Below are 17760 nucleotides of genomic sequence, written 5' to 3' on the forward strand. Positions count from 1 at the left end.
CATCCGCGCTAACATGCAGGTTTTCTCCCGCAGGAACGCCCCGCATGAACTCGCGCAGCCCCCTTACCGTCGCCCTGATCCAGGAGCGCAACCACGGTGACGCCGCCGCCAACCTGGCGGTGATCGAAGCACGCGTGGCCGAGGCGGCTGCGCAGGGTGCCAAGCTGGTGCTGCTGCAGGAACTGCACAACGGTCCGTACTTCTGCCAGCACGAGTCGGTGGACGAGTTCGACCTGGCCGAGCCGATTCCCGGACCGAGCACCGAGCGCCTGGGCGCGCTGGCCAAGAAGCATGGCGTGGTGCTGGTCGGCTCGCTGTTCGAGCGCCGCGCCGCCGGCCTGTACCACAACACTGCGGTGGTGTTCGAAAAGGACGGCACCCTGCTCGGCAAGTACCGCAAGATGCACATCCCGGACGACCCGGGCTTCTACGAGAAGTTCTACTTCACCCCGGGTGACATCGGCTTCAAGCCGATCGACACTTCGGTGGGCCGCCTGGGCGTGCTGGTGTGCTGGGACCAGTGGTACCCGGAAGCGGCACGCCTGATGGCGCTGGCCGGCGCCGAGCTGCTGCTGTACCCGACCGCGATCGGCTGGGACCCGGACGACGTGCAGGACGAGAAGACCCGCCAGCGCGACGCCTGGGTGCTGAGCCACCGTGGCCACGCCGTGGCCAACGGCCTGCCGGTGCTGAGCTGCAACCGCGTCGGCCACGAGGCGTCGCCGCTGGGCGCGTCGGGCATCCAGTTCTGGGGCAACAGCCACGTGCTCGGCCCGCAGGGCGAGTTCCTGGCCGAGGCCGGCACCGAGGCCACCGTGCTGCTGTGCGACGTCGACCTGCAGCGCAGCGAGCATGTGCGCCGCATCTGGCCGTTCCTGCGTGATCGCCGCATCGATGCATACGGCGACCTGCTCAAGCGCTACATCGACTGAGCCGGAGCCCGCGCATGGCCGTCCTCATCCGTGATGCCGGCCCGGCCGACATCGACGCGATCACCGCAATCTACGCGGTGGAAGTGACCGATTTCGTCAACACCTACGAGTACGACATCCCGGACGCGACCGAGATGCTGCGCCGCATGCGCGACATCATTGATCGTGGCTTCCCCTACCTGGTCGCCGAGATCGACGGCCAGGTGGCTGGCTATGCCTATGCCAACACCTATCGCACCCGCATTGCCTACCAGTGGACCGTGGAGAACTCGGTCTACGTCGATGCCGCGTTCCAGGGCAAGGGCGTCGGCACCAGCCTGCTGCAGGCCCTGATCGATGCCTGCGTGGCGCGTGGCTACCGGCAGATGGTGGCCGTGATCGGCGAACCGACCAACACCGCCTCGATCAAGCTGCACGAACGCTTCGGCTTCGAGCTGGTGGGCGTGTTCCGTGGCCTCGGCCGCAAGCATGGCCGCTGGCTGGACACCGTGCAGATGCAGCGCGCGCTCGGCGATGGCGCCGAAACCGCACCTTTCAATGAATGAACCCATGACCGAAACCCTTCCCGAGACCGGCGACGATCTGTTCGCCGGCCAGCCGGTGCGCGTCGTCGAACGCGACGGCGTGCGCTACACCCTGCTGGGCACCGCCCACGTTTCGCGCGCCAGCGTCGAAGCAGTGGAGAAAGCCATCGACAGCGGCCGCTTCGATGCCGTTGCCGTTGAACTGGACCCGCAGCGCCTGCAGGCGCTGAGCGACCCGGATACGCTGGCCAAGCTCGACCTGGTCGAGGTGATCCGCAAGGGCCGCGTCGCCCTGTTCGCCGCCAACCTGGCCCTGTCCGCCTACCAGCGCCGCTTGGCCGAACAGCTCGACATCGAGCCCGGTGCCGAGCTGAAGCGCGCGGTGGACCTGGCGCGCGAGCGCAACCTGCCGGTGCACCTGATCGACCGCGAGGTCGGCCTGACTTTCCGCCGCGCCTCGCAGCGGCTGGGCTTCTTCGGCAAGCTGAAGCTGGTTGCCGGTCTCGGCGCCGGCCTGTTCTCGTCCGAGGAAGTGGGCGAGAACGAGATCGAGAAGCTCAAGCAGGGCGACATGCTGGAATCGAGCTTCGGCGAGTTCGCCAGCGAGAGCCCGGCACTGTACGAGACCATCATCGGCGAGCGCGACCGCTACATGGCCACGCGCCTGCGCGAGGAACACGACCCGCAGCAGCGTGAAGTGCTGGCGGTTGTCGGTGCGGGTCATCTGGCAGGCCTGGCGCGTTACCTGGAAACCGACACCGAGGCACCGGCACCGCTGCGCGCCGAGCTGGAGGCGGTACCGAAGAAGCGCAACATTCCGTGGTTCACGCTGGGCATCCTGGCCATCGTGGCGACCGGCATCGGCGTGGGCTTCTACCGCGGCGGGCTGGGCGTGGGTACCGAACTGCTGGCGACCTGGGCGATGTTTACCGGCGGCTTGGCGGGCCTGGGCTGCCTGCTGGCAGGCGGTCACCCGCTGAGCATCCTCACCGCGATCGCGGTGGCCCCGTTCAAGCCGTTCCGCCTGAGCATCCCGACCGGCGCATTCTCGGCCTTGGTGGAAGCGCGCCTGCGCAAGCCGGCGTACGAAGACTTCCTCAAGCTGCGCGACGACGCGCAGAGCCTGAAGGGCTGGTACCGCAATCGGGTCACGCGCGTGGTGCTGACGTTCATGCTGACCAACATCGGCAGCATGCTCGGCCTGTGGCTGACCACGTTCAAGGTGTGGGGCAAGGTGGCGGGTTGATGGTTCCGCCGGGCATGGCCCGGCGCTACCGGTAGGTGCCAACCTTGGTTGGCACTGTGCTTCCGGTCGCGAAGATCGGCCGGGCCTGGCTATGCCTTAGCCCCATGCTCGGGCGACGCGGCGAACAGCAGCCGAGCATGGCTATGCCGGCCGTCCTGGCCGACACCCTCCGGGCCGTCGCAAGCGACGTTGGCAGCGGCTCCTGCCGCTGCCATCGGTTCTACAGAGACAAACAGACGCGGCGAGCAGAAAAAAAGGGGGAGGCCGCCCCACTACGACCGGCCTCCCCCACACCACAACACGTTGGCGCGTATTACGGTCGAGCAAGCTCGACCACTACACCGCGGTCCCCGCCACGACCTCCACACCTCGCGCACGGCGGATCAGCCGCGTCACCGCACTGCGCAGGTCATCCAGCACTGCATAGATGGTCGGCAGGAACAGCAGGCTGACCACGGTGGAGAACGCCAGGCCGCCGGCAATCGCGCGCGCCATCGGCGCGTACTCCGGACCATTGCCGAACATCTGCGTGTTGGTCAGCGAAATCGGCACCATCGCCAGGATCGCCGTACCCATCGTCATCATGATCGGACGCAGACGCTCACGTGAGCCCTCCACCAGCGCCTGGGTACGGCCCATGCCGCTGCGCCGCAGGTTGTTGATGTGCTCGATCATCACGATGCCGTTGTTCACCACCACCCCCATCAGCACCAGGATGCCGATGAAGGACATGATCCCGAACGAGGTACCGGTGATCCAGAACAGCCAGAACACGCCGAAGATCGAGAACAGCACGCCACTCATGATTGCCGCCGGGAACAGCAGCGACTCGAACACCGCCGCCATCACCACGTAGATCATCACCAGCGCGATCAGCAGGTTGAACACCATCTGCTGCATCGCTTCGTCGTCGTTGCCGTAGTCGCCGCCATCGAAGGTGAAGCCATAGCCGGCCGGGAAGTTCATCGGCTTGAGCACCGACTCCATCGCCTTGCGGCCATCCGGTGCGGTGACCTTCTCGGCCAGGTTGGCCTTGATGGTCAGCGTGGTCTGGCGGTTGGTGCGACCGATCTGGGTCGCCGATGAACCGACGTCAACGGTGACCAGGCTCAGCAGTGGCACGCTGCGACCGTCGCCGGTGCGCACGCTGAAGCCGGCCAGGTCTTCCGGGCTGCTCTGCTCGGCGCCAGCGAAGCGCACCCATACCGGTACTTCATTGTCGCCGCGGCGGAACTCGCGCATCGGCGCACCGCGCAGGGCCAGGCCGACGAAGCTGGCGACCTGCTCGGCATTGAAGCCGAATGCGGCGGCACGCTCGCGGTCGACGCGCACCTTCAGCTCGCCGCCCTTCTCGCCGTTGTCGATGCGCACGTCGCGCAGCTCGGCACGCTGGGCCAGCAGCGGCACCACTTCCTGGCCGATCTCCTGCAGCATCGAACTGGAGTCGCCCACCAGCTGCACCTGCACGCCCTGGTTGCCGCCACCGCCGCCATCACCGCCCTGGTTGCCGACGAAGTAGTCGGTGCGGGCCGACTTCGGCAGGCCCTTGCGCAGCTCTTCCTGCAGCGCCTTGATGTCCTTGGCGTACTTCTCGTCCAGGGTGACCACGGTCGAACTGCCTTCCTGCTCGCTGTACCACGAGTACACCTGCTTCACATGCAGGCGTTCGCGGTTCTGGTCGATCCAGTTCTCCACGCGCGCCACTTCCTCGGACATCTGCCGGTAGGTGTAGGCGCCCTTCCACATGTAGCCGATGAAGATGTCCTTGCCGCCATCACCGCCGAACATGTCGACCTTGGTCAGCTTCATCGGCACCAAGCTGACCAGCACCACCAGCGCGATGCCGAGCAGGCTCCAGCCGCGATGGTGGAGCGACCAGTCCAGCAGCCTGGCGTAGCGGCGCTGCAGCCGAGCGATCAGGCCGGTCTGGGAGTGCACCAGCTTGGGCGTGGCCATGCGCGCGGACAGCATCGGGATCAGGCTGACCGCGACCAGCCACGAGGCCAGCAGCGAGACCGAGATGGTGATCGCGATCTGCGCCATGAAGATGCTGATGTTGTTGGTCTCGCCGAACAGGTTCGGCACGAACACGATGCAGTGGCACAGCGTGCCGGCACTGAGCGCGATGGCCACGTTGCGGGTGCCGACGATGGAGGCCAGCCGTGGCTGCCCGGGCATGCGCTCGCGCTCCTGGTAGATGCTCTCCACCACCACCACGGCGTTGTCGACCAGCATGCCGACGGCCAGCAGCAGGCCCATCATGGTCAGGATGTTCAGCGTCACCCCGACGAAGTACATGAAACCCAGGGTGATGGTGAAGCAGATCGGAATGGCCAGGGTCACCATCAGCGTGGACGGCCAATGGCGCAGGAAGAAGAACAGCACCGTGATCGACAGGATCAGGCCGACCGCACCGGCCTCGGCCAGTTCCAGCAGCGAGGAGGTTACCGCCTTGCCCTGGTTGTCGATCACCTTGATCTGCACGTCGCGCATCGACGGCTGCGCGCGGATCGCCTCGACCTCGGCCAGCGCCGCACGCGAGACGTCCACCAGGTTGGCGCTGCGCTCCTTGAAGATGTCCAGGCCGACGGCCGGGTTGCCGTCCAGGCGGCGCCCGTAGTTCATCCGCGCCGGCTTCAGGCGGACATCGGCGATATCACCCAGGCGCAGGCCCTTGGCGTTGATCACCAGGTCGCGCATTTCCTGCAGGTCGGTGATCTCGCCCACCGGCTGCACGCGCACGCGCTGGCCGTTGTCGTCGATCTGCCCGGCCGAGATCGAGAAGTTCAGCGTGCGCAGGCGCTCGCTCAGCTCGTTGATGCTCAAGCCATGCGCGTTGAGCCGGTTCGGGTCGATGGCGATCTCCACCTCGTTCGGCGGCGCACCGGTGATATCGACGCGGGCCACGCCCGGGATGCGCTCGATGCGCCGCTTGAACTCGCGGTCGAGCATGTCGTAAGCGGTGGTCAGGTCGGTGGTGCTGGCCAGGCGCACCTTCAGCACCGGCTGGTCGCTGCTGGACCACTTGAACACGTTGTAGCGCTGCAGGTCATCGGGCAGGTCGCTGCGGATCGCATCGATGCGCTCGCGTGCATCGGACGCGGCGATGGCGATGTCCCGGTCCCAGTCGCTGAACTCGATGAAGATCAGCGCCGCCTCGGAGGTCGCCGACGAGCGCATCCGCTTGATGCCGGTCATCGTCGCCAGCGATTCCTCCACCGGGCGGATGATGGTCCGCTCCACTTCCTCCGGGGTTGAACCGCTGTACGGAATCTGCACGAACAGGAACGGCGCGGAGATGTCCGGCAGCGCTTCCAGCGGCAGCCGGAACGAGGCGATCAGGCCGATCACCACCAGTGACACGAAGCACATGATGGTGGTGACCGGGCGGCGGATGGAGAACTCGGCAACACTCATGCCGGCTCCTCCGCACCCGCCGCGCTGCCTGCTGCGCCCGGCTCGATCTCGCCGGCGTGCTTGCGGCCACGCTCGCGGTAATAGGCGTCACCACGGCGGTCCATCAGGTCGTAGACCACCGGGATCACCAGCAGGGTGAGCAGGGTCGACACCAGCAGGCCACCGATCACGGTGATCGCCATCGGTGCACGCACTTCGGCGCCCTCGCCCATCGCCACCGCCAGCGGCAGGAAGCCGAACAGCGTGCACAGCGTGGTCATGATGATCGGCCGCAGGCGCGAGCGTGCACCTTCCACCAGCGCCTCGTGCTTGGCCACGCCGGCCTCGCGCAGCTGGTTGACCTTGTCGATCAGGATGATCGCGTTCTTGGTGACCAGGCCGACCAGCAGGATCAGGCCGATGAACACCACCACCGAGATGGGCTTGCCGGTCAGCATCAGTGCCAGGATCGCGCCGACCAGCGCCAGCGGGATGGTGAACAGGATCACGAACGGATGCAGCAGCGATTCGAACTGCGAGGCCATCACCAGGTAGACCAGGAAGATCGCCAGGCCGAAGGCGAAGATCAGCGACTTCGCCGCCTGCGCCAGCTCCTCGCCCTGGCCACCGATGTGCAGGCCGACACCCGCGCCCAGCGGTTGTTCGGCCACCATCTGCTGCACTTCGCGCATGGCCGCGCCGAGGTCGATGTCGCGCAGGTTGGCCGAGACCACCGCAACGCGGGTCTGGTCGGCGCGATGGATCTCGCTGGGGCCGGTGGTGGCAACCACGTCGGCCACCGCATCCAGCGTGACCGGCCGGGTACTGCCCGGATTGACGATCAGCCGGCGGATGCTCTCCACGCTGGCACGGTCGCCTTCCTGGGCACGCACCAGCACGTCGATCTTGCGGTCGCGGAAGCTGTAGCGGGTGGCCACGTCGCCGCGCACCTTCTTCACAACCACGTCGGCGATCTGGCGGGTGGTCAAGCCCAGCGCACCGGCACGTTCCTGGTCGAAGCGGATCTGGATTTCCGGGAAGCCCTCTTCCACCGTGGACTTCACGTCGGCGTAGTGCGCATTGCCACGCAGCATCGCCGCCAGGCGCTGGCCGGCCACTTCCAACGTCGCCATGTCCTGCCCGCGCAGCTCGATTTCCAGCGGCGTGGAGAAGCTGAACAACGCCGGCCGCGCGAAGTCGACCTGTGCCCCCGGGTGCTGGCCCATGCTGTCGCGCAGGCGCTCGGTGATCTCGGCTTCAGTGCGTGCATTGCCGCCGCCTTCCATCACCACGGTCAGCTTGCCGATGTTCTCGCCGCTCTCGGTTGGGCTGGCATCCAGGCGGGTGCCGCTGCCGCTGACGCCATACAGCGAGGCCACGCCCTCGCCGTTGCCGTGGGCCAGCTGCAGCTCGCGCACCAGCGCATCGGTCTGCTTCAGCGGCGTGCCGGCCGGCAGCTTCACCGTCATTTCGAAACGGTCCTGCGCCAGCTGCGGAATCAGGTCGGCACCAAGCATCGGCACCAGCGCCATGGTCGCCACGAAGATGATCGTGGCCACGCCGAGCACCTTGCCCGGATGGGCCAGCGCGCTCGGCAGCAGGCGCAGGTAGCCGCGCTCGGCACCGGCGTAGGGCTTCATTGCCAGGTCGCTGGCCTTGCGCATCACCGGGCCGACCACTGCCACGACGCCCCGCCACGCACGTACGACCAGCCAGGCCAGCGCATAGAAGCTCCAGCGCGCGGTTGCGACGGCACCACGACGGCCCAGCGCCACCGGCTTCTGCCAGCGGTTCTGCGGCTGCCACGGTTCGTTCGGCGCCTCTTCCGGGAATGCCAGCGGCGGCCGGCCCTTCAGCGAGCTCAGCATCGGAATCAGCGTCATCGACACCAGCAGCGAGATCGCAATGGCGATCGCCACGGTCAATGCCTGGTCGCGGAACAGCTGGCCGGCGATGCCATCGACGAACACCAGCGGCAGGAACACGGCGATGGTGGTCAGGGTCGAGGCGACCACCGCCATGCTCACTTCGCGGGTACCGACGATCGCCGCCTGCAGGATGCCCAGGCCACGCTCGCGGGCCTTGGCAATGCTCTCCAGCACCACGATCGAGTCGTCCACCACCAGGCCGGTGGCCAACGCCAGGCCGCCCAGCGACATCACGTTCAAGCTGAGGCCGAGCTGGCCCATGAAGAAGAACGTGGCGATGATCGAGACCGGCAAAGACAGGCTGATCACGAACGTGCTCCAGCCATCACGCAGGAACAGGAAGATGATCAGGATCGCCAGCAGGCCACCGATCACCGCATCCTTCTTGACGTCGGCGATGGCGTGCTCGATGAAGCGCGACTGGTCCTCGATGGTGGTCATCTCGACATCGGACGGGAACGTGCCCTTGATCTGCTCCAGGCGCTTGCGCAGCGCTTCGGCGGTGGACACGGTATTGGCGTCGCCTTCCTTGTAGATCGCCAGTTCCACCGATTCCTTTCCGCCCAGGCGGATCACCGCTTCACGCTCCTTGTAGCCCTGGCGCACGGTGGCCACGTCCTTCAGGCGCACCGGCACGCCGTTGGCGACCACGCTGGAGCCACTACCGGACGATGCGCTCTGTGCCGCCGACGCCGCCGCGATGGCGGCCGCCGACCCGGTCGACGCGGCGATATTGAACATCTGTTGCAATGCCGAGTCGGCTGCACTTCCGTTCGAGCCCTGGGTGGTGACCAGCAGGTTGCGGATCTCCTCCAGGTCGGCGAACTGGTTGACGGTACGCACCAGGAAGCGCTGCGACCCCTCCTCCAGGCGACCGCCGGAGATGTTGATGTTCTCGTCCTTCAGGCGCTTGATGACGGTGTCGATCGGCAGGTTCAGCTGTGCCAGCTTCTGCTGGTCGATGTCGACCTGGATTTCATCTTCCAGACCGCCACCGACCTTGACCGCTGCCACGCCGGCAACCGGCTCCAGCTTCTTCTTCAGGTCTTCATCGGCATAGCGGCGCAGGCCGGTCAGCTCGCGGACCGCATCGGCATCGCTGGTCGGCGCCACCTTGTTCGACAGCACCAGGCGCATGATCGGCTCGGTGGACGGATTGAAGCGAAGCAGCACCGGGGCCTTGGCCTCCAGTGGCAGGTTCAGCGCTTCCATCTTGTCACGCACCTCCAGGCTGGCCTGGTCCATGTTGGTGCCCCAGGCGAACTCCAGCACCACGTCGCTCTGGCCGGTGCGCGAGACCGACTTCAGCTTGCGCAGGTTCTTGACCACGCCGACGGCCTCTTCGACCGGCTGGGTGATCAGGGTTTCGATTTCGGTCGGCGCCGAACCGGTGTACTCGGTGCGCACGGTCAGCGTCGGGTAGCTCAGGTCGGGCAACAGGTTGACCTTAAGGTTGCCCAGCGCGATCAGGCCGAACAGCAGCAGGGTGACCGTGCACATGGCGATGGTCACGCGGCGGCGGGTGGCGAATTCCACCAGGCCGCCGCGCATGCCGGCGGCGGCGCCATCGCTCGCCGGCGAGGCACCGTGGTCGTGGCCCGGGGCGGTCATTGCTTGCTCCCGGCCTTGTCTGCCGGCTTGGCGGCCGCTGCGACCGTCTTCGCCTTTGCCTTCGGATCGGCGATCACCTGCACTGCGGTACCGTCGCGCAGGGCGACCTTGCCGGCGGTGACCACCTGATCACCGGCCGCCAGGCCATCACGGATCTCCACCCACGGGCCCTCGGCGTAACCCAGCTTGACCGGAACGCGTGCGACCTTGCCTTCGCGCACCCGGAACACCGCCGGCTCACCGTCGTCGAGCAGCGCCAGGCGCGGCACCACGAGCGCATCGGCACGCTGGTCGTAATCGATGCGGATGCGCCCGAACATGCCGGGCTGCAGCGCGTGCGCGGCGCCATCGAAGGCGCTGACCACGCGAAACGTGCCGCTGCCCGAATCCACCACCGGCGCGATGCGATCGACGGTGCCGGTGAAGCTCTGGCCCGGCAGCGCATCGGCGGCCAACGTCACCGGCTGGCCGGCACGCAGCGTGGCCAGCTCGCGTTCGGGCACGTTGAGGGTGGCTTCCAGGCGCGAGTTGTCGACGATGCGGAAGATCGGCGTGTTGATCTGCACGAAGTTGCCGGTCTTGATCGAGCGCGATGCGATCACACCGGAAATCGGCGCCACGACGGTGGTGTAGGACAGCTCCAGCGTCGCCAGACGGTACTGCGCACGGACGTTTTCCAGATCAAAGCGCAGCTGGTCGACATCGGCAGCACTGACCATCTGCTGGCCAACCAGTTTCTGTGCACGCTGGTAGTTGTTTTCCAGCTTGCGCATCTGCGCTTCGCTCTGCGCTACGGCCAAGCGTGCGCGGTCCGGGTCCAGGCGCACCAGCGGCTGGCCGGCGGTGACCCGCTGGCCTTCCTCGACCAGCACCGCCAGCGCCACACCGGAGGTCTTGGCCACCACCTGCGACTCGGCGCGTGGTTCCAGCGCGGCGGTGCCTGTGTAACTGGCCGCGACCGCGCGATGGCTGGCCACGGCCACTTCGACCGGGACCGCATCGACCTTCTTCTCCTCCTTGGTCTCGGCGGCCTTGGCTTCGGAATTGGGCCCTGCGGCGCAACCGCCCAGCAGCAGGGAGGTGGAGATCAGCAGTGCGGCAGCGCAGATTCCGCTGCGACGGCCGGACAGGAAGGTTGGGTGCGACATCGTCAGGTCCCTGGAGGATGCGTGGACAGGTGTGGTAGCAAAGTAATGCACCACTTCACGGCAACACCATATCCCAAAGGTCATGGTGTCTTCACGCCGCTGGTCGGCCCGACCCCATTTCAGCTAGATGAAACCTGGGGCTATACTCGGGGCGTTCCGTACCCCACGCCGGAACGACCAGACCCGAATCCCCGGAAACGACACCATGCGCCCGCAGCCGCTCGCCGCTTGTCTCGCTCTGGCCGTCCTCCTGCCCCTTGGGGCCGCCGCACAGCCCGCTCCTGCTCCTGCCACACCCGCTTCGGCCCCGGCTCCTGCCGCCGCGCCGGCGCCTGCCGCGCCCACCGGCAACTTCGACAATGGCCGCGTCCTGGCCTACACCTGCCAGGGGTGCCACGGCATCACCGGCTACAAGAACGCCTACCCCAGCTACCGGGTGCCGAAGATCGGCGGCCAGACCCAGCAGTACCTGGCCCAGGCCCTGACCGAGTACCGCCAGGGCAAGCGCCGGCATCCGACGATGCAGGCGCAGTCGATGAGTTTCAGCGAACAGGAGATCGCCGATCTCTCTGTTTACCTGTCCACCGTCAAGTAAGGCCCGCCCATGTCGAAAGCCGCGCATCCGCTGCGTCACGCCATCGCCCTGTCCGTTGCCCTGCTGCTGGCGGCCTGTTCACAGTCGCAGGTGGAAAACAGCGAGAAATCCGCCGCCGACCCGGGCCATGCCAGTGGCGAACACGGCTCTTCTTCTTCGGCTGGCCTGCCTGTAGGTCGCGAGGCCGCCGGTGAAGCCCGCGCCAAGGTGAAGGGCAAGGCCACCAACCAGAGCTGCATCGACTGCCACGGGGCCGACGGCAATGCGCCGATCGATCCGACCTACCCGAAGCTGGGTGGGCAGTACGGCGACTACCTGGCGCATGCACTGCAGGCCTACCGCGCCGGTGATCGCCAGCATGCGCTGATGACGCCGCAGGCCAAGGACCTCAGCGATCAGGACATCGCCGATCTGGCGGCGTATTTCGGCAGCCGGCCGAGCCAGCTGCGGGATCTGCACGGGGTCAAATGACCGCAGGCACCCGGTGGGTGCGGACCGTCGGTTGGTGGGTTCGGACCGTTGGTCCGCACAGATTCCGGATATCCACGCATGGCGTGGATCTGCTGAGCCGAGCGTGGGCTCGGCTCTACATCAATCGGCGCGATCGCTGGCGCCGGTCAACGCTCAGCCTTCCAGCTCTTCCCAGCGCGCGTAAGCGGCATCCAGTTCGGCCTGCACCTTGGCCAGCTGCTGGGTGTGCGCCGTCACTTCAGCACTGCTGCGGGTGTAGAACGACGGGTCGTTCATCGCCGAGGTCAGGCCTTCGACATCGCCTTCCAGCTTCTCGATGGTCTTCGGCAGCTGCTCCAGTTCGCGCGCTTCCTTGTAGGCCAGCTTGCGCTTGGGTGCGGCCGGAGCTGCGGTAGCCGGGGTGGTCGGCGCAGCGGCCGCCGGCTTGGCCGCAGGGGCCGCGGCAGGCGCTGCGATGCTGGCCGCATAACGCTGCCAGTCGCTGTAACCGCCCACGTACTCGCCGATCACGCCATCGCCTTCCATCACCAGCGTGGAGGTCACCACGTTGTCGATGAAGTCACGGTCGTGGCTGACCAGCAGCAGGGTGCCGGTGTATTCGCCCAGCAGCTCTTCCAGCAGCTCCAGGGTTTCCACGTCCAGGTCGTTGGTCGGTTCGTCCATCACCAGCAGGTTGGACGGCTGCGCGAACAGCTTGGCCAGCAGCAGGCGGTTGCGCTCGCCACCGGACAGGCGGGTAATCGGCGCACGCGCACGTTCCGGGGTGAACATGAAGTCCTGCAGGTAGGCATGCACGTGCTTGCGCTTGCCGTTGAACTCGAGGAAATCGCGGCCTTCGGCGACGTTCTCGATCGCGCTCCAGTCTTCGCGGAGCACCGCGCGGTACTGGTCGAAATACGCGATCTGCAGGTTGGTGCCGGCGTTGACTTCGCCCTTGGCCGGCTGCAGTTCGCCCAGCAGCAGCTTGAGCAGCGTGGTCTTGCCGCTGCCGTTGGGACCGATCAGGCCGATGCGGTCGCCGCGCATGATGGTGGTGGTGAAATCGCGGACCATGGTGCGCTCGCCGAAGGCGAACGAAATGTCCTTGACGTCGATGACCTTCTTGCCGGAACTGACGCCCTGTGCGGCTTCCATCTTGACGTTGCCGCTGAGGTCGCGGCGCTGCGAACGCTCCACGCGCATCGCCTTCAGGCGGCGCACGCGCCCTTCGTCGCGGGTGCGACGGGCCTTGATGCCCTGCCGGATCCAGACTTCTTCCTGCGCCAGCAGCTTGTCGAAGCGGGCGTTTTCCTGCGCCTGCGCGTTGAGGCGTTCCTCGCGGCGGCGCTCGTAGTTGGCCCAGTCGCCTGGCCAGCTGGTGACCTGGCCGCGGTCGATCTCGACGATGCGGGTGGCCAGGGCACGCAGGAAGCGGCGGTCATGGGTGACGAACACCACGCTGCCGCTCCAGCCCTTCAGGAATGCTTCGAGCCAGTCGATGGCTTCGATGTCCAGGTGGTTGGTCGGTTCGTCCAGCAGCAGCACGTCCGGGCTGGAGACCAGCGCCCGGGCGAGCAGCACGCGGCGCTTCATGCCGCCGGACAGGCGGCCGAACTCGGCCTCGCCGTCCAGGTCGAGCTTGGTCAGGGTTTCGCTGACGCGCTGGTCCAGGCCCCAGCCGTTGGCGGCATCGATCTTGGCCTGCACGTTGCCGAGGGCTTCGCCATCGAAGACTTCGGCATGGCTGAGGTGGTGGAATTCGGCCAGCCACTGGCCCAGCTCGCCGAGGCCATCGGCGACGACGTCGAACACCGAGCCGGCGGCGCCGTGCGGCACTTCCTGCTCCAGGCGGGTGACGCGCACGCCCTGCTGCACGCGGACTTCGCCGTCATCGGGCTTGTGGTCGCCGGACAGCAGCTTGAGCAGGGTGGATTTGCCGGCGCCGTTGCGGCCGATCAGGGCGATGCGTTCGCCCGGCTCGATCGACAGTTCGGCTTTTTCCAGCAACAACGGGCCGCCGACGCTGAAGTCGACGTTCTGCAGAGTAATCAGAGGCATCCGGCTATTGTACGGGTTGGGGGCGTCGGCCGGGTTGCACCCGGCGCCCGCAGAGGCAACGACCGAAGCAACAGCCAAAGCGGCTTACGGTGGCAGGCGGGTCGGTGTGGGGCTGCAGGACACGCCGTGAACCCATCCATGGGGGCTCGATGGCGCCATCCATGGCGCCAACGGTCCTGCAGCCCCACCGCCCCACCTCTGACAGTTTCTCGCGATCTGCCGGAACTACATTCTGCTCCGGTGGGTGTCGACCTTGGTCGACACGGTAGATCCACGCCATGCGTGGATGAGCGCTACAAGAAGTGTCGATGGATGGAATCGACTGGGAATCTGATGGCTTACCCCACCTCTCCCAGCAACGCCTGCAACCCCGGCAGCCATTGCTTGCCGGGGTGGCGTACCAGCCACAGGGTGCGTTGCAGGGCGGGCAGCGGGGTCCCCAGCACGCGCAGGCGGCCCAGGGCCAGCGGCTCTTCCAGCGCGTGGCGCGATAGGCAGGCCAGGCCGAGGCCGGCGATGGCGGCCTGCTTGATCGCTTCGGTATTGCCCAGCTGCAGGGTCTGCGCGAAGCCACGCAGGTGCGGCAGCAGGGCCTGTTCCACGGCTTCGCGGGTGCCGGAGCCGGGCTCGCGCAGCAGCCAGCGTGCACGGCGCAGTTCGTCCAGCGTCCAGCGCGCGGGGGCATTGGCGGCAGCCACGATCACCAGCGGGTCCTCCTGCCAGGCCGTGACCTGCAGGCCGCGCTCGTGACACGGGCCTTCGATCAGGCCGGCGTCCACATCCAGGCGCTGCACGGCGGCGACCACGCCGGCGCTGTTGTCGATGCGCAGGTCGACCTCGGCCTGTGGTGCCTGCCGCAACAGATCGGCGATGCGCGGTGGCAGCAGGTAGTTGCCGATGGTGGTACTGGCGGCCAGCACCAGCCGCAGCGGTGCGCCCTGCGCCGGGTCGCCGCCTGCGGCCAGCTGCCGCTCCAGGTCGGCGGCGTTGACCAGCAGCGTGCGAGCCGGCTCCAGCAGCGCGCGGCCGTGGCCGTTCAGGGCCAGGCGGCGGCCGATGCGATCGAACAGCGGGGTACCGAAGTGCGCCTCCAGCTCATGCAGGGCAGCACTGCTGGCCGACTGCGATAGCGCGATGGCCTGGCCAGCGGCGGTGGTGCTGCCGTGATCGGCGATGGCGACGAAGACCTGAAGCTGGCGCAGGGTCAGGCGCATGGCGATTATGCGTTTTATAGATAGTTTTCACCAATATTATTCGTTCTACAGGTCAGTTGTGCAGGCGCACGCTTGCCCCAGCACTCCAGCCTCGCCCCTGCCATGAACGCCCGCGCTCTCTCCTCCTGGTCCCTGCCTGCCCTGCGCCAGCGCTGGCAGCCGCGCCTGCCCGGCCTGCTGCTGGTCGGCCTGATCGCAGCGGCGTCGCTGTACCTGGCCGAGCTGCCGTGGCTGCAGGTGCATGGCCTGAGCGCGCTGACCGTGGCCATCGTGGTCGGCATTGTGGTCGGCAACACCTTCTATCCGCGGCTGGCACCGGGCAGCGCGACCGGTGTTGGCTTCTCCAAGCACTGGCTGCTGCGCGCCGGCATCGTGCTGTACGGCCTGCGCCTGACCTTCCAGGACATCGGCCACGTCGGCGTCAGTGGCGTGCTGATGGACGTGCTGGTGGTTGCCAGCACCTTCGGCCTGGCCTGCTGGCTGGGCGTGCGCGTGTTCAAGATGGAACGCGAGGCGGCGATGTTGATCGGCGCCGGCAGCGCAATCTGCGGTGCAGCGGCAGTGATGGCCGCCGAACCGGTGGTGCGTGGCCGTGCGGCACAGGTCACGGTGGCGGTCTCTACGGTGGTGGTGTTCGGCACACTGGCGATGTTCCTGTACCCGGCGCTGTATGCGCTGGTGCAGTCGCACGGCTGGCTGGCGATGGACGCGCGGCAGTACGGCCTGTTCACTGGTGCGACGGTGCACGAAGTGGCGCAGGTGGTAGCCGCCGGCCGCGCGGTCAGCGAAGCCGCCGCCGATACTGCGGTGATCACCAAGATGGTGCGGGTGATGCTGCTGGCGCCGTTTCTGGTCGTGTTGTCGTTGTGGCTGGCGCGCGGCGGCAAGGCCAGCGCCGGCGGCAGCAAGGCCCGCATCGTAGTGCCGTGGTTCGCGTTCGGTTTCGTGGCGGTGGCCGGTTTCAACTCGCTGCACCTGCTACCGGCCGGCCTGCAGGCCGGGCTGGTGCAGCTGGATACCGTGCTGCTGGCGATGGCGATGGCCGCACTGGGCCTGACCACCCACGTCTCGGCGCTGCGCCAGGCGGGCCTGAAGCCGCTGCTGCTGGCGCTGATCCTGTTCGCCTGGCTGCTCTTCGGTGGCCTGGCGATCCACCAGGGCGTGCTGGTGGTGCTGGGCTGAGCAAGAGCGTGCCGACCAGCGGTCGGCACCCACCCGTAGATCCACGCCATGCGTGGATGACCCTACCCCATCAGGCGGGACCAGCCTCGCGGACGGGTACAATGCGCCATGACTGACTTCTCGACCCTGCCGCTGAGCCCGGCCCTGCAGCCCGGCCTGGATGCCCTCGGCTACACCACTCTTACCCCTGTGCAGGCGCAGAGCCTGCCGGCCATCCTCGATGGCCGCGATGTGATCGCACAGGCGCCGACCGGCAGCGGCAAGACCGCCGCCTTCGGCCTGGGCCTGCTGCAGGCCATCGATCCCAGCCTGATCCGCGTGCAGGCACTGGTGCTGTGCCCGACCCGCGAACTGGCCGACCAGGTCGGCAAGCAGATCCGCAAGCTGGCTACCGGCATCCCCAACCTGAAGCTGCTGCTGCTGGTCGGTGGGGTGCCGCTGGGCCCGCAGCTGGCGTCGCTGGAAGGCCACGACCCGCACGTAGTGGTCGGCACGCCCGGTCGTGTGCAGGAGCTGGCGCGCAAGCGCGCGCTGAATCTTGGCGCGGTGCGCACGCTGGTGCTGGACGAAGCCGACCGCATGCTCGACATGGGCTTCGAGGAATCGATCCGCGAGATCGCCGGCCGCACCCACAGGGATCGCCAAAGCCTGCTGTTCTCGGCCACCTTCCCCGACAGCATCCGCGCCATGGCGCGTGACCTGCTGCGCGACGCGGTGGAAGTGACCGTGGAAGGTGCCGACCAGGCTCCGGCCATCCGCCATATGTTCTGCGAGGTGGAACCGGCGCACCGGCAGAAGGCGCTGGCGGGCCTGCTGCTGAAGTACACGCCGGAATCGGCCGTGGTGTTCTGCAACACCCGCAAGGACGTGGACGAGGTTGCGAATTCCCTGCAGCAGTTCGGCTTCTCGGCACTGGCCCTGCATGGCGACATGGAGCAGCGCGACCGCGAGGAAGTGCTGCTGCTGCTGGCCAACCGCAGCTGCAACGTGCTGGTCGCCAGCGACGTGGCCGCACGTGGCCTGGACGTGGAAGAGCTGGCCGCGGTGATCAACTACGAGCTGCCGACCGACGTGGAGAGTTACCAGCACCGCGTGGGCCGTACCGGCCGTGCCGGTGCCAGTGGCCTGGCGATCAGCCTGGTGGCCGGCCGCGAGAAGACCCGCGCCGAAGCCATCGAAGCACAGATGGGGCAACCGCTGGATTGGCAGAAGACGCCGCTGGCGACGGCGCGCCCGGCCGAGCTGCCGCAGGCAGCGATGCGCACGCTGCGCATCGATGGCGGCAAGACCGACAAGCTGCGCCCGGGTGACATTCTCGGCGCATTGACCGGCGACGCCGGCCTGTCAGCCAAGTTCATCGGCAAGATTGCGATCTTCCCGACCCGCTCCTACGTGGCGATCGCCCGTGAGCAGGCCAACAAGGCCGTGGCCAAGCTGGAAGCCGGCAAGATCAAGGGCCGTCGTTTCCGCGTGCGG

Annotated in this window: 11 protein-coding genes and 1 pseudogene; 7 read left to right on the forward strand and 5 right to left on the reverse strand. The window is 67.3% G+C overall.

Annotated elements, in window-relative coordinates; genetic code table 11:
* Positions 1-44: 44 nt before the first annotated feature.
* From N5C25_RS17515 to N5C25_RS17525, 3 genes are read left to right on the forward strand one after another with little or no spacing between them, the layout of a single operon-like run.
* The gene (locus N5C25_RS17515; RefSeq protein ID WP_014646847.1) at positions 45-932 is read left to right on the forward strand and encodes a carbon-nitrogen hydrolase; all 888 of its coding nucleotides are present in this window, start codon (positions 45-47) and stop codon (positions 930-932) included.
* A gap of 14 nt (positions 933-946) precedes the next feature.
* Complete coding sequence (locus N5C25_RS17520) at positions 947-1477, forward strand: GNAT family N-acetyltransferase (RefSeq protein WP_134735395.1); 531 nt, start codon at positions 947-949, stop codon at positions 1475-1477.
* The gene (locus tag N5C25_RS17525) at positions 1470-2702 is read left to right on the forward strand and encodes a TraB/GumN family protein (RefSeq protein WP_164145314.1); all 1233 of its coding nucleotides are present in this window, start codon (positions 1470-1472) and stop codon (positions 2700-2702) included. Before N5C25_RS17520 ends, N5C25_RS17525 begins: the two co-directional genes overlap by 8 nt.
* A gap of 336 nt (positions 2703-3038) precedes the next feature.
* On the opposite strand, the gene N5C25_RS17530 is transcribed toward N5C25_RS17525, so the two are convergent.
* The 3 genes and pseudogenes from N5C25_RS17530 to N5C25_RS17540 form a co-directional block, all read right to left on the reverse strand.
* Positions 3039-6119, reverse strand: coding sequence for an efflux RND transporter permease subunit (locus N5C25_RS17530; RefSeq protein ID WP_279937464.1), 3081 nt, complete (start codon positions 6117-6119; stop codon positions 3039-3041).
* Positions 6116-9571 (reverse strand): annotated as a pseudogene (locus N5C25_RS17535) (efflux RND transporter permease subunit); the annotation flags it as partial. The pseudogene N5C25_RS17535 and the gene N5C25_RS17530, both read right to left, overlap by 4 nt.
* A gap of 62 nt (positions 9572-9633) precedes the next feature.
* Positions 9634-10785, reverse strand: a complete 1152-nt coding sequence (locus N5C25_RS17540; RefSeq protein ID WP_021204157.1) for a MexH family multidrug efflux RND transporter periplasmic adaptor subunit — start codon at positions 10783-10785, stop codon at positions 9634-9636.
* 205 nt (positions 10786-10990) lie between these two features.
* Here N5C25_RS17540 and N5C25_RS17545 point away from each other — a divergent pair, with 205 nt between their 5' ends.
* Positions 10991-11380 (forward strand): c-type cytochrome, encoded by a 390-nt coding sequence (locus tag N5C25_RS17545; protein ID WP_251103392.1) that lies wholly within the window; start codon positions 10991-10993, stop codon positions 11378-11380.
* 9 nt (positions 11381-11389) lie between these two features.
* The gene (locus N5C25_RS17550) at positions 11390-11851 is read left to right on the forward strand and encodes a cytochrome c (protein WP_279937467.1); all 462 of its coding nucleotides are present in this window, start codon (positions 11390-11392) and stop codon (positions 11849-11851) included.
* Between the two features lie 153 nt (positions 11852-12004).
* On the opposite strand, the gene N5C25_RS17555 is transcribed toward N5C25_RS17550, so the two are convergent.
* Both N5C25_RS17555 and N5C25_RS17560 read right to left on the reverse strand, forming a co-directional pair.
* Positions 12005-13888, reverse strand: coding sequence for an ATP-binding cassette domain-containing protein (locus N5C25_RS17555; RefSeq protein ID WP_251103393.1), 1884 nt, complete (start codon positions 13886-13888; stop codon positions 12005-12007).
* A 338-nt stretch (positions 13889-14226) separates the two neighbouring features.
* Entirely contained in the window at positions 14227-15102 is an 876-nt protein-coding gene (locus N5C25_RS17560; RefSeq protein ID WP_251103475.1) for a LysR family transcriptional regulator, read from the reverse strand.
* 102 nt (positions 15103-15204) lie between these two features.
* Here N5C25_RS17560 and N5C25_RS17565 point away from each other — a divergent pair, with 102 nt between their 5' ends.
* Together N5C25_RS17565 and dbpA are read left to right on the forward strand one after the other, a co-directional pair.
* On the forward strand, positions 15205-16284 hold the full coding sequence (locus tag N5C25_RS17565) for a YeiH family protein (protein WP_058982421.1): 1080 nt from the start codon (positions 15205-15207) through the stop codon (positions 16282-16284).
* A gap of 108 nt (positions 16285-16392) precedes the next feature.
* On the forward strand, positions 16393-17760 hold a 1368-nt coding region (gene dbpA / locus N5C25_RS17570; RefSeq protein WP_279937470.1), incomplete at its 3' end, for an ATP-dependent RNA helicase DbpA.

The organism is Stenotrophomonas sp. GD03958, from assembly GCF_029839005.1.
GTDB classification, from domain to species: domain Bacteria; phylum Pseudomonadota; class Gammaproteobacteria; order Xanthomonadales; family Xanthomonadaceae; genus Stenotrophomonas; species Stenotrophomonas hibiscicola.